Here is a 12,342-nt window from a genome sequence, read left to right as displayed (position 1 = left end):
TTTTCACAATATTGTTGTTATTTACTCATTCAATTTTAGTAGCCGGATTTTTCCATTCTTTTTTCTCCTTCACATCCTATATAGTCGCCGATTTCACAAGCTTTCTTATACCAACTTTTTGCTTTTTGTTTATTTATTATCGTTGTGTCGCCATGTTCATATAAGTTTGCTAATAAACGTATTGCGTCATAATGATTTTGATTTGAAGCTTTTTCTAGCCAAAATATGGCCGATTGATAATTTTGTTCAACACCTTTGCCTTCTAAATACAAATTAGCTAAGTCAAATTGAGCATTAGAACAGTTGTTTTCAGCGGATTTTTTATACCATTTTACTGCTTCGATATAGTTTTTGGTAGAATAGTTCATGCTTCCTAAAAAGTATTGTGCTGAATCGTCATTCTGTAATGCAGCTTTCTCATACCATTTCATTGCTTCTTGATAATCTTGTCGAACACCCTCTCCAACCATAAAAGCCATGCCAACATATAATTGTGATCCAAGTCCTCCTTGCATTCCAGCTTGAGCATGCAAAATAACAGCTAAGCTTAAATTTTTATCAACACCGTAACCATAGTGATACATATTACCTAATTTTTCTTGAGCCTCTAATACGTCATGATATTTCTTAAATATTGGTATTGCAGTATCAAATTGTTTATTTTCATAGGCTACCAATGCTGTATTAAGTTCTAATTTTTCTTCGACAGATAGGTCACTAATTGTTCTTGCATTAACATTCATAATCGAAAGAATTGTAATTACACTTATGATAAACTTTTTAAACACTGTCATTTCTAAAATAAGTTGAGATATTTCTATCATATCTTTGAATAACTAAAAACCCAAGTCAAAAAATAACTTGGGTTTTTAAATTAGTATTCGAAAATTAATATGCCGTCGGGTTTTTCACGTCGCGCATATCCGGCAATTGGTGGGCGATGCCTTTGTGGCAGTCGATACAGGTGTTGCCGTCTTTGATTGCTTTTTCATGCATTTTGGCGGCGACGGTCTTTTGCTGGCTGAAATCCATGTTGTCAAAGTTGTGGCAATTGCGGCACTCTTGCGAATCGTTGGCTTTCAGGCGTTCCCATTCGCGTTCTGCCATATGTAACCGACGGGCGTTGAATTTTTCAATCGTGTCGGTGTAGCCCATCACATGTGCATAGACTTCGCGGCTGGCTTGCAGTTTACGAATCATTTTCGGCACGAATTCGTGCGGCACATGACAGTCAGGGCAGGTGGCTTTGACGCCGCTGCGGTTTTGATAGTGTGCGGTGTGCAAATATTCCGGGTAAACATCGTTACTGTGACAGCTTACGCAAAACTCTTCGGTATTGGTTTGTTCCATGCCGTAGTTAAAGCCGACCCAAGAGACGATACCGGCGATAAAAGCGACCACGAGCAGCGTACCGACCGCAATTTTACTCGGCGAGCGGAACCAGTGCCAAAAACGTTTAATCAGGTTTTTTATCATGATACTCGCTCCTTATTTGTCGCCGTAGCCCGGTAATGGCTTAAACTCATTCTCAATGATCGGTTCAACATCGGATTGCGAAACATGGCACTGAACACAAAAATAGCGGCGCGGGGAAACTTCTCCGCTGATCACGCCGTCACGGCTGGCGAAGTGGGTCGGGCTGATTCGGGTTGCGCCGGTAGTGCGAGAAGCTTGCACGCTGTGGCAGTTCAAGCATTGGTTAGTGTTTTTGGTGACCTGATAATTTTTCGTGCTGTGCGGCACCATCGGCGGTTGGTTGACATAGCTCAATGCCGCGAGCTCACTCTCTTTCGGTTGGTTGTGAAACGCCGGTGCCGTGCTTTCCGGGGAGCTGGCAATATCTTTCCCCACCGGATGAATATCTTGTGCCAATGCGGAACTGCACATTCCACTTAACAATAAACCTGCCAATGCCAATACTTTTGTATTTTTAATCATCGCTCACTCCTCGCATGATCAAATCTTGTGGTAAATTTAAAAACGGATTCAGGGCAAACGTCAATACAACGTCCGCAACTGATACAATCTTTTGATAACACTAATAAATTTTGTTGTTCTCCCTCTTCTTTACTACCGAAGAGCGGATTCCTTAATACTTGTGGTTCCGGACAGACATTGAAGCAGTCCATGCAGCGATCACAACGTTTACGATCAATCACTTTGACCCGCATAATGCCCTTGGCGCCGATTACGCCGTACGCAGCGCCAATCGGGCAGAGATGTCCGCACCAACCGTGTTCGACGATCAGTAGGTCGAACAGGAAGATCGCCAAGAGTAACCAAACGGTTGCGCCGAAACCGTAAATCAAGGCGCGTCCGAATGCCGCAACCGGATTAATCCATTCCCACAACAACATGCCGCTGACCGCACTGCCGATCAGGATCATCAGCAGAATGGCGTAACGCAAAGAGCGGTCCAGTTTGGCACTCTGCCGGATATTCAGTTTCCGTCGCAGCCATGCTGCACTGTCGGTGACAACATTTAGCGGACAGCACCAAGCGCAAAAGACTTTACTGCCTAATACGGCATAAACCGCGATAATAACCAAACCACCCAAAAGTGCGGTCAGATGCGGCCAGTGGCCGGCTGCAATACTTTCCGCCATCATCAGCGGGTCGGATAACGGAATGGTATCCAGTAACACACTGCTGCTATAATTACCGCGCAAAATCCAGACACCAAACCACGGACCGGATAAAAACATCGCCAAAATACTCAGCTGGCTTAAGCGGCGCCAAAACAGAAAACGGTTTGCGTGCCACCAACCCAATTTTTGCCGTGCTTCACGCCCTGCCTGATTAATCGGATTCGCCATTACGGATTCTCCGTTGCAATGCGTTCCGGCAAGCGGGTCGGCAATTTAATCATGTCGTCCGGCAATAACGACTGTCCGGCTTTTTCTTTCTCTTCCCAGCCCAAGCGGTAGTGGTAGCCCAACACGCCTTTGGCAAGAGAGAGCGGCAGCACCTTAATTGCGGCTTCTTCCAGCACGCAAGCCTGTTCGCATTTGCCGCAACCGGTACAAGCGTCCGAATGTACCGTCGGAATAAACTTGGCATGACGGTCACTGCGGTTATTGTGTTGCATTTCCAGCGTGATCGCCTTGTCGATTAACGGACAAACCCGATAGCAAACATCGCAGCGCAACCCTTGCCAGTTCAGGCAGGTTTCCTGATCCAGCAACACCGACAAGCCCATGCGGGAATCGTCGATATTATCTTGGGTTGAATCCAGCGCGCCGCTCGGACAGGCTTTGGCACAGGGAATGTCCTCGCACATTTCGCACGGTTTATCGCGTGCGATAAAGTAAGGCGTTCCTGCTTCCAATGGTGATAATAACGACGCCAAATGCAACATGTCGTACGGACAGGCTTGTACGCATTGTCCGCAACGGATACAGGCGGCGGCAAAATCTTTTTCGTTTTCTAAGGCAAAAGGCGGACGCAAAGCCACGCCTTCACGAGCCAAACTTTGTTGTTGCTGTAAGCCGAGCAGCAGTCCGATTCCCGCCAGACCACCTGCGGTACGGGTGGCATCTTTTAAAAAACGGCGACGGTTCGGATTAACGGACAGCTTGCTCATTGCCTTACCTGCCGATTAGGCTTTAACCACTTTAACCGCACATTTTTTGAAATCGGTTTCTTTCGAAATCGGATCGGTAGCGTCGAGAGTTAACACGTTCGCTAACTGACCGGCATCAAAGAAGGTGGTATACACCAAACCTTGCGGCACTTTATTCCGTCCACGGGTATCCAAGAACGTTTCCATTTCGCCGCGGCGAGAAACCACTTTGACTTTGTCACCGTGACGCATGCCGCGTTCTTTGGCATCTAACGGGTGCATGTACAGCAGGTTGTTAGGGAAAGAGCGGTGCAGTTCGGGCACGCGACGGGTCATGGTGCCGGTATGCCAGTGCTCCAGCACACGACCGGTGGATAACCACAAATCGTATTCTTGATCCGGCGCTTCCGCAGGCGGCTCGTACGGTACGGCAAGAATAATGGCACGACCGTCCGGCTGACCATAGAAATTCACCTCTTCGCCGGCTTTGACATATGGATCGTAACCTTCACGGTAACGCCACAAGGTTTCTTTGTTATCCACTACCGGCCAACGCAAACCGCGCGCTTTATGATAGACATCGAAGTCTGCCAAATCATGCGCGTGACCGCGGCCAAATGCCGCATATTCTTCAAATAAGCCTTTTTGCAGGTAATAACCGAAATGACGTGATTCGTCATTCAGTACGCTGTCGTCCCAATCGCTGATCGGGAATTTATCCACTTGGCCGTTGGTGAACAGAATGTCATACAAGGTTTTGCCGCGATATTCCGGCATTTGCGCCAATAGTTCTTCTTCCCAGACTTCTTCTACTTTGAAATATTTGGCGAACTCGACCAATTGCCATAAGTCAGAACGGGAATCGCCGGTTTTCGGCACCAGTTGGTGCCAGAATTGGGTGCGGCGTTCGGCATTACCGTAAGCTCCCTCTTTTTCCACCCACATTGAGGTCGGCAGAATCAAGTCGGCAGACAGCGCACTGGCGGTCGGATACGGATCGGAAACGATGATAAAGTTTTCCGGATCGCGCCAACCGGGCAGACGGTCTTCGTTAATATTCGGACCCGCTTGCATATTGTTGTTACACATCACCCACAGCACATTCATTTTGCGGTCTTTTAAGGCGCGGTCTTGGGCGATGGCATGGTAGCCGACTTTGTCAGAAATCGTGCCTTTCGGCAATTTCCATGCTTTTTCACAGATGTCACGGTGCTTCTCGTTAGTCACCACCATATCGGCAGGTAGACGGTGGGCAAATGTACCGACTTCACGCGCCGTGCCGCAAGCGGACGGTTGACCGGTCAAAGAGAACGGCCCGCAACCCGGCAGAGAAATTTTACCGGTCAATAAGTGGACGTTGTACATTAAGTGGTTGACCCAGACGCCACGGGTATGCTGGTTAAAGCCCATCGTCCAGAAAGAGACGATTTTTTTGTTCGGATCGGCATACAGTTTTGCCAGCGCTTCCAGCTGATCTTTCGGCACGCCGCTGATTTCGTGCGCTTTGTCTAAGGTATATTCTGCAACCAGTGCTTTCAGCTCTTCAAAGTTGCTGTCATGCATTTTGCCGCTGCCGGCATTTTGCGCTTTTTGTTCCAATGGATTTTCAGGACGCAGGCCATAACCGATATCGGTATCGCCTTTCTTGAATTTGGTATGCTTATTGACGAAATCCCAGTTAACCGCGTTATTTTGAATCAAATAGTTGATGATATAGTTTAGGATCGCCAGATCGCTTTGCGGGGTGAAAACCAGTCCGTAGTCCGCCAGTTCAAAAGAGCGGTGCTCGAAAGTGGATAACACGAATACTTGGCTGTCTTGTTTGGATAAACGGCGATCAGTAATCCGCGACCACAAAATCGGGTGCATTTCCGCCATATTCGAACCCCACAGCACGAATGCGTCGGCATGTTCGATATCGTCGTAGCAACCCATCGGTTCATCAATACCGAAGGTGCGCAGGAAAGCCACTGCGGCAGATGCCATACAGTGACGGGCGTTCGGATCAACGTTGTTGGAGCGCAAACCGGCTTTGAACAATTTATTCAGCGCATAACCTTCCCAAATGGTGGATTGACCGGAGGTGAAACAACCGACCGCATTGCGTCCGTTTTTGGCGATTGCGGCTTTGAATTTATCCGCCATTGTGTTGAAGGCAACGTCCCAGCTGACCGGCGTAAATTCGCCGTGCTTGTCGTATTGCCCGTTGCTCATACGCAACATCGGTTGGGTCAGACGGTCTTTACCGTACATGATTTTCGGCAGGAAGTAACCTTTGATACAGTTCAGGCCGCGATTCACTTCCGAATCCGGATCGCCTTGCGAGGCAACCACACGTCCGTTTTGCGTACCGACCAAAACGCTACATCCGGTTCCGCAGAAGCGGCACACGGCTTTATCCCATTTGATTGTGTTATCCGCAGCGGCAATATTGACTACCGGAATGCTCAATCCGGCGGCCATAGTTGCGGCGGTTGCGGCATTGGCTTTCATAAATTCACGACGACTTAGATTCATCTGTTCCCCCACTGTTTTTCAAACATCGGTTTTCACCGATGGATTAATCTTGAGCTTGTTGGTGATACACCAAAGAAAGTGCCAACACGCCTTTAATATTGCGCGCAGCTTCCATACGATCCAATAAAACACCCTGATGGTGTGATTCCATCACTACCACCAGCTTACCCGCACTTTGGTCAACCGCAGTGATATCGGTATATTCCATTTGTTGCAAAGCGGTTTTGACCGCACTGATATCGTCCGGACGACATTGCACCACCACACCGCAAACATGCCACTCGCTGGCATTGTCGATATTTGTGTTAGCCGCTGTTTCTTTTGAGGTGACTTCTTTTGTATGCACCGCAGTATTCATGTTTCATTCCCGGAAAATTCAGCTTCTGCGACATTTAAATAAGACGCAAAGCAATTGACATAGATTCAATTTGAAATTATCCATGCTTTTTGTATAGTCTTAATGCCTATAAAGAGGTATTTTGCGATTTAGTTCATCGATTGTTGACCTATATCAAATTAAATTCGCTCAAAATATAGTTGTATTATTTTTTATATAGCGAATATTCATACATAATACTTGCTTTTTCCCCTTGCCGTCAGTAGATTGAGGTTATCTGTCCTATTCTGTTTAAATTCGGGTTCCCATGTCTTTCTTTCATTTTAATACTGCCGCGCTAATCTTGGTTTTCCTGATTATTCTCGGCTATTTCAGCCACAATAATTCGATTATCTTTTCTGCTGCGGTGTTATTGGTGATGCAGCAGAGTCCGCTGGAAAGCTATATCCCATGGCTGGAAAAATACGGTCTGCACATCGGGATCACCATTTTAACCATCGGCGTGCTCAGTCCGTTGGTTTCCGGCAAAATCAAATTGGATAATCCGGCGATTCTGCTGTTGAATTGGAAGATGATTTTGGCGATTGTGGTCGGGATTTTCGTTGCTTGGCTCGGTGGTCGGGGATTGACCCTGATGACGGCAAGCCCGTCGATTATCACCGGCTTGTTAATCGGCACTATTGCCGGTGTGGCATTTTTCAAAGGAGTTCCGGTCGGGCCGTTGATTGCTGCGGGTATGTTGTCGCTTATCGTCAGTAAACTGTAACCGCACTTCCCTTCATTTCCTTTCATCGCGCAGGGCAAGAAAAAGCCGAGCACAACCGTTTTATTTCTTGAACTGCGTCACAAAAATCACTAAAATGAACGTTCATTCATTTCGAGAGCCTTGAGAAACTAATGCGACATTCTGAGATTGAAACGGCACAGCAAATTCTGCTGGCGACGGAAAAGTTGATGGCCGAGCAAGGCTTGCATACCTTATCCATGCAGAAAATTGCCAAAGCCGCCGGCATTTCGGTCGGCACGATTTACATCTATTTCAAAAATAAAGATGAATTATTAAGTAATTTGGCGAAATACCTGTTTGCCCGTGTTGATGCGCAATTGAGTATCAATCATGATCCTGATGCGCCCTTATTTGACCAATATCGTCAAATGTGGCGCAACTTTTGGGATTTCTTTAACCAAAATCCACATGTGTTGAAGAATTTTTATCAATATGACAGCTTGCCCGGCTTCAGCGAATTGGTGAAAAGTTGTCATAAACGGCAAGATCCTTGGAATACCTTTGTCAAGCAAGGGCAGAAGCAGCGTATTTTATGTAACTTACCGAACGATGTTTTATTTGCCTTGAGCCTGGGAAGTGCGGCCAAACTGGCTTTCCGCCAAGCGCATTACGATGAAAGTTATGCTGACGAGGTGCTGGAAACCGTGATTGGCAAAACTTGGCAAAGTATTTGTAACTAACTATAGAATCAACCCTTATCTCTTATTACTATGGAGTTTTTTATGTCAGACATTCAAAATAACAAGCCTAAGAAATCACGCTCTTTCGTGATGAAATTGGTTCTTCTCATTGTTATTCTGGCTTTCGCAGCGGTTATCGGGCTGCAAATGTTAAAGGCGCGCGGAATGGCGGCTTATTTTGCCAATATGCCCGAACCGATTAATCCGGTTACCGTTACAACCGTACAAACCCAACAATGGACACCGGCGATTGAAGCCACCGGTATCATTCGTCCGAATCAAGGGGCAATGTTGAGTTCGCAAGCGGCAGGGACGGTGAAATCCATTTTTGTCCAAGCCGGACAGCAGGTTAAAAAAGGGGATTTGCTGATCGAACTGGATTCTGACGTAGAAAAGGCCAATCTTGCGGCTTACCAAGCCCAATTGACTTCGGTGCAGGCCAATTATCAGCGTTATGTCACCTTGTTCCGTAGTAAAAGCGTTTCAAAAAGTGATTTGGACAATGCCGAGTCCAGCTATAAAGCGTTGGTCGCCAATATCGAATCTGCCAAAGCCACGATTGCCCGTCGTCAAATCTATGCGCCGTTTGACGGTGTAACTGGAATTATTCAGGTCAATACCGGCGAATATGTGACGGTCGGTCAGGCGATGATTCGGGTTGAAGACATTAGCACCACCAAAATTGATTTCTCTATCGGGCAAAACAATCTGGAAAATCTGTTTATCGGACAAAAAGTCACCGCAGTGGTTGATGCGTTTGCCGGAGAAACCTTTGCCGCCAAGATTTCGGCGATTGAACCGGCGGTCACCTCGACCAGCGGTTTGGTTGATTTGCAAGCTACAGTGGAAGACAGCCGTGAAAAACTATTGTCCGGTATGTTTGCCCGCGTGCGTGTTGCCTTGACCACCGAATACGATCAAATCGTATTGCCGCAAGTGGCGATTGCCTACAACATGTATGGCGAAAGTGTTTACCGTTTAACCGCACTTTCCGATGAGGACAAAGAAAAATATGCCGACAATCAGAATCTGGACAAAATGTATCGCGCGAATCTGGTGACGGTCAATACCCTTGAGCGTAGCGGTATTTACGCCCACTTAAAGAGCGGTTCACTACAGTTCGGCGATATTATTGTCACCGGCGGACAACAACGTTTAAGTAACGGTAGTTTGGTTGTTGTTTCGGATAAAGCCGGTGTCGGCACCGAGCAACCTGCGAGCACGCCTAAGTTATAAGCAGCACCAAACAGGAATATAGGAAAATATATGCGTTTTACTGATATTTTTATTCGCCGTCCGGTTTTAGCCGCGGCGATCAGTATCCTGATTGTTATCTTAGGGTTGCAAGCCGTTTCTAAGCTGACAGTGCGGGAGTACCCGAAAATGACGACCACGGTAATCAATGTCAGCACCACTTATGCCGGTGCCGATGCCAGTTTGATTCAGGCGTTTGTCACCTCGCAATTGGAAGAGGCGATTGCGCAAGCGGACAATATTGATTATATGTCCTCTTCCAGCAGCCAAAGCTCGTCCACGATTACGGTGAAAATGAAGCTGAATACCGATCCGAATGCGGCTTTGGCCGATATTTTGGCAAAGGTTAACTCGGTGCGTTCTGCCTTGCCGAGCGGTATTGACGACCCGTCGATTACCTCATCTACCGGCGGATCGGGCATGATGTACGTCAGTTTTACTTCACAGCAACTCGATCCGAGTCAGGTGACCGACTATATCCAGCGGGTAGTCAAGCCGCAGTTCTTTACCGTGCCCGGGGTGGCGAAAGTGGACGTATTCGGCGGTACGCCGTATGCAATGCGGATTTGGCTGGATCCGGAAAAAATGGCTGCGCTGGGATTATCCGCGCCGCAAGTGATGAATGCGCTTTCCAGTAATAACGTGCAGACTGCCGCCGGAAGTACCAACGGTTGGTACACCATTGTGAAAAACAAGGTGAATACGACAACCACAGACGTTGAACAGTTGAGAAATCTGGTGGTTACGGGCAATGGTGATAAGTTGGTTCATCTGAGCGATATTGCCACGGTGGAATTAGACAAAGAGAGTGATAATGCCCGTGCCGCCGCGAATGGCGAAAATGCGGTGGTATTGTCGATCGAACCGGCGTCCAGTGCCAACCCGTTGACCGTGATTGAAAATATTTATCCGTTGTTAACAACCATTGAAAATAACTTGCCGCCAAGTATTGAATTGAAGGTGTTGTATGACCGCACCATTGCGATTAACAGCTCGATTGAAGAAGTGGTAAAAACCATTTTGGAAGCGACCTTGATCGTATTGGTGGTGATCACCATGTTCCTTGGTTCTTTCCGTGCGATGATCGTGCCGGTGGTTACTATTCCGATTTCTTTGATTGGGGTAATCATGCTGTTACAGGCGTTTGATTTCTCGATTAACCTGATGACCTTGCTGGCGATGATTCTCGCCATCGGGCTGGTGGTGGATGACGCTATCGTGGTGTTGGAAAATGTTGACCGACATATCAAACTGGGGGAAACCCCTTTCCGAGCGGCGATTATCGGTACTCGTGAAATTGCCGTGCCGGTTATTTCGATGACGATCGCCCTGTGTGCGGTTTACTCGCCAATGGCACTGATGGACGGTATCACCGGTACTTTGTTTAAGGAATTTGCCCTGACTCTGGCGGGTGCGGTACTGATTTCGGGCGTGATTGCCCTCACCTTGTCACCGATGATGTGCGCACATTTGTTGAAAGCGCACACCAACCCGAGCCGATTGGAGAAATGTGTCGAAGGTTTCCTGCATAAATTGACCGAAAGCTACCGCACTTTGCTGGCGTTGACGATGGCCAACAGAATGTGGGTATTGGGTTTTGCCGCAGTGATTTTTGCTACGTTGCCGATTCTGTTTACTTCATTATCCAGCGAATTGACACCGAACGAAGATAAAGGGGCGATGATGGCGATCGGCACCACCTCTGCCAATAAAAATGTCGATTATATTCAGGATTCGATGAAGGCTTATGAGCAGTTGCTGAAAGAGACGCCGGAGGTTCAATTCTCGCAAGTGATTTCCGGCGTGCCGAGCTCGAACAATGCCATCGCCATTGCAACCCTGATTGATTGGAATGATCGTAGCCGCAGCCAGGCCGAAATTATGGCGGATCTGAACAACCGCGCCAAAAACATTCCTGAAATAACCGTCACCGGTTTCCCGTTTCCGGAAATTGATACCGGCGAGCAGGGTATGCCGGTTTCTTTCGTAATTACTACGCCGAACAACTACACTGATCTGGTCTTGATTGCGCAATCGGTGTGGGAGGCGGCACAACGTTCCGGACAATTTATCGTCACCAATCTGGATTTGAACTTCGATACTGCCGAAATGAACATGAGTATCGACATGGATAAAGCCAACTCTTACGGCATTACCATGAGCCAAATCAGTACCACGTTAGGCAGTTTCTTGTCCGGCGCAACCATTACCCGGGTTGACATCGACGGGCGTGCCTATCGGATTATCTCCGGTGTGGAACGTAAGAAACGCTTAAATCCGGAATCGATGAACAACTATTTCTTAACCGCGTCCGACGGCCGCTCGGTGCCGCTCAGCAGTTTGATCAGCTTGGAGTTAAAAACCCAGCCGCTAACCCTACCACGCTTTAACCAGTTGAATTCGGCGGTGATCAGCGGTGTGCCGACCGGTTCGATCGGCGATGCGGTCAGCTGGTTCCAAACCACCGCATCGGAAATGTTACCGCAAGGCTATACTTATGATTTCCGCGGCGAATCGCGGCAGTTGGTACAAGAAGGAAATACGCTGGCGCTAACCTTCGGTTTGGCGGTTGTCATCATCTTTCTGGTGTTGGCGATTCAGTTTGAGTCAATCCGCGATCCGCTGGTGATTATGGTGTCAGTGCCGCTGGCAATCAGTGGTGCTCTGCTGATGTTAAATCTGCTCAGTTTCTTGGGCGCTGTCGGCACAACATTGAATATCTACTCGGAAGTAGGCTTGATTACTTTGGTCGGCTTGATCACCAAGCACGGGATTTTGATGTGTGAAGTAGCGAAAGAGGAACAATTGCTACATGGTAAAAACCGGATTGACGCGATTTCCGAAGCGGCGCGTATTCGTTTGCGTCCGATTCTGATGACCACCGCCGCGATGATCGCCGGTCTGATCCCGTTGCTGTACGCTTCCGGAGCCGGTGCGGTTTCCCGTTTCAGTATCGGGGTGGTGATTATCTCCGGTCTTGCCATCGGTACGCTGTTCACCCTGTTTGTCTTGCCGGTGATCTACAGCTTTATCGCCAGCGAACACAAACCGTTGCCGGAATTTGACGAAAACCAACCGGTTATCGAAGATCACGGACAATTGGACCAACAATATTAATGCTTGAACAACAAAAAGGGGCTGCAATTGCGGCTCCTTTTTTGTTGGTTTGAAGAATTGCGCTTGACTAAATCGATCCGCCTGCTAC

At 47.7% G+C, this 12,342-nt stretch carries 11 protein-coding genes; 4 read left to right on the top strand and 7 right to left on the bottom strand.

What is annotated here, in order from left to right:
- Positions 1 to 35: 35 nt before the first annotated feature.
- The 7 genes from B8880_RS02160 to B8880_RS02130 all read right to left on the bottom strand — a co-directional run bounded on the left by B8880_RS02160 (position 36) and on the right by B8880_RS02130 (position 6,437).
- A complete protein-coding gene (locus B8880_RS02160) occupies positions 36 to 788 on the bottom strand; it encodes a tetratricopeptide repeat protein (protein ID WP_159460706.1) in 753 nt (250 codons plus the stop codon).
- A gap of 100 nt (positions 789 to 888) precedes the next feature.
- Positions 889 to 1,476: a cytochrome c3 family protein gene (locus tag B8880_RS02155; RefSeq protein ID WP_084255774.1), complete on the bottom strand. Its 588-nt coding sequence runs from the start codon at positions 1,474 to 1,476 to the stop codon at positions 889 to 891.
- Positions 1,477 to 1,488: 12 nt separating this feature from the next.
- A complete protein-coding gene (locus B8880_RS02150; RefSeq protein ID WP_115306449.1) occupies positions 1,489 to 1,887 on the bottom strand; it encodes a nitrate reductase cytochrome c-type subunit in 399 nt (132 codons plus the stop codon).
- Positions 1,888 to 1,934: 47 nt separating this feature from the next.
- Positions 1,935 to 2,816: a quinol dehydrogenase ferredoxin subunit NapH gene (gene napH / locus B8880_RS02145; protein ID WP_084255772.1), complete on the bottom strand. Its 882-nt coding sequence runs from the start codon at positions 2,814 to 2,816 to the stop codon at positions 1,935 to 1,937.
- A complete protein-coding gene (gene napG / locus B8880_RS02140) occupies positions 2,816 to 3,583 on the bottom strand; it encodes a ferredoxin-type protein NapG (protein WP_084255771.1) in 768 nt (255 codons plus the stop codon). The genes napH and napG overlap by 1 nt, the downstream gene beginning before the upstream one ends.
- A 15-nt stretch (positions 3,584 to 3,598) precedes the next feature.
- Entirely contained in the window at positions 3,599 to 6,079 is a 2,481-nt protein-coding gene (napA, locus tag B8880_RS02135) for a nitrate reductase catalytic subunit NapA (protein ID WP_084255770.1), read from the bottom strand.
- A 43-nt stretch (positions 6,080 to 6,122) separates the two neighbouring features.
- Positions 6,123 to 6,437 carry a chaperone NapD gene (locus tag B8880_RS02130; protein WP_084255769.1) on the bottom strand — a complete coding sequence of 105 codons (315 nt, stop codon included), beginning with the start codon at positions 6,435 to 6,437 and terminating at the stop codon, positions 6,123 to 6,125.
- Positions 6,438 to 6,723: 286 nt separating this feature from the next.
- On the opposite strand from B8880_RS02130, the gene B8880_RS02125 reads away from it, so the two are divergent.
- From B8880_RS02125 to B8880_RS02110, 4 genes are all read left to right on the top strand, one after another.
- Entirely contained in the window at positions 6,724 to 7,182 is a 459-nt protein-coding gene (locus B8880_RS02125) for a DUF441 domain-containing protein (protein WP_084255768.1), read from the top strand.
- 131 nt (positions 7,183 to 7,313) lie between these two features.
- Positions 7,314 to 7,883 (top strand): TetR/AcrR family transcriptional regulator, encoded by a 570-nt coding sequence (locus B8880_RS02120; protein WP_084255767.1) that lies wholly within the window; start codon positions 7,314 to 7,316, stop codon positions 7,881 to 7,883.
- Between the two features lie 42 nt (positions 7,884 to 7,925).
- Positions 7,926 to 9,119: an efflux RND transporter periplasmic adaptor subunit gene (locus B8880_RS02115; RefSeq protein WP_084255766.1), complete on the top strand. Its 1,194-nt coding sequence runs from the start codon at positions 7,926 to 7,928 to the stop codon at positions 9,117 to 9,119.
- 30 nt (positions 9,120 to 9,149) lie between these two features.
- On the top strand, positions 9,150 to 12,254 hold the full coding sequence (locus B8880_RS02110) for an efflux RND transporter permease subunit (protein ID WP_084255765.1): 3,105 nt from the start codon (positions 9,150 to 9,152) through the stop codon (positions 12,252 to 12,254).
- The last annotated feature ends 88 nt before the right edge of the window (positions 12,255 to 12,342 follow it).

This window comes from Pasteurella testudinis DSM 23072 (genome assembly GCF_900176075.1).
In the GTDB taxonomy this organism is placed as follows: domain Bacteria; phylum Pseudomonadota; class Gammaproteobacteria; order Enterobacterales; family Pasteurellaceae; genus Chelonobacter; species Chelonobacter testudinis.
The sequence above is the reverse complement of the archived record's forward strand: the minus strand, read 5'-3'. Positions and strand labels throughout refer to the sequence as shown.

Excerpts from the sequence above, each read along its gene's own strand:
- B8880_RS02155 (WP_084255774.1), bottom strand. The coding sequence starts at position 1,476 with ATGATAAAAAACCTGATTAAACGTTTTTGGCACTGGTTCCGCTCGCCG.
- B8880_RS02150 (WP_115306449.1), bottom strand. The coding sequence starts at position 1,887 with ATGTGCAGTTCCGCATTGGCACAAGATATTCATCCGGTGGGGAAAGAT.
- napH (WP_084255772.1), bottom strand. The coding sequence starts at position 2,816 with ATGGCGAATCCGATTAATCAGGCAGGGCGTGAAGCACGGCAAAAATTG.
- napG (WP_084255771.1), bottom strand. The coding sequence starts at position 3,583 with ATGAGCAAGCTGTCCGTTAATCCGAACCGTCGCCGTTTTTTAAAAGAT.
- napA (WP_084255770.1), bottom strand. The coding sequence starts at position 6,079 with ATGAATCTAAGTCGTCGTGAATTTATGAAAGCCAATGCCGCAACCGCC.
- B8880_RS02130 (WP_084255769.1), bottom strand. The coding sequence starts at position 6,437 with ATGAATACTGCGGTGCATACAAAAGAAGTCACCTCAAAAGAAACAGCG.
- B8880_RS02125 (WP_084255768.1), top strand. The coding sequence starts at position 6,724 with ATGTCTTTCTTTCATTTTAATACTGCCGCGCTAATCTTGGTTTTCCTG.
- B8880_RS02120 (WP_084255767.1), top strand. The coding sequence starts at position 7,314 with ATGCGACATTCTGAGATTGAAACGGCACAGCAAATTCTGCTGGCGACG.
- B8880_RS02115 (WP_084255766.1), top strand. The coding sequence starts at position 7,926 with ATGTCAGACATTCAAAATAACAAGCCTAAGAAATCACGCTCTTTCGTG.
- B8880_RS02110 (WP_084255765.1), top strand. The coding sequence starts at position 9,150 with ATGCGTTTTACTGATATTTTTATTCGCCGTCCGGTTTTAGCCGCGGCG.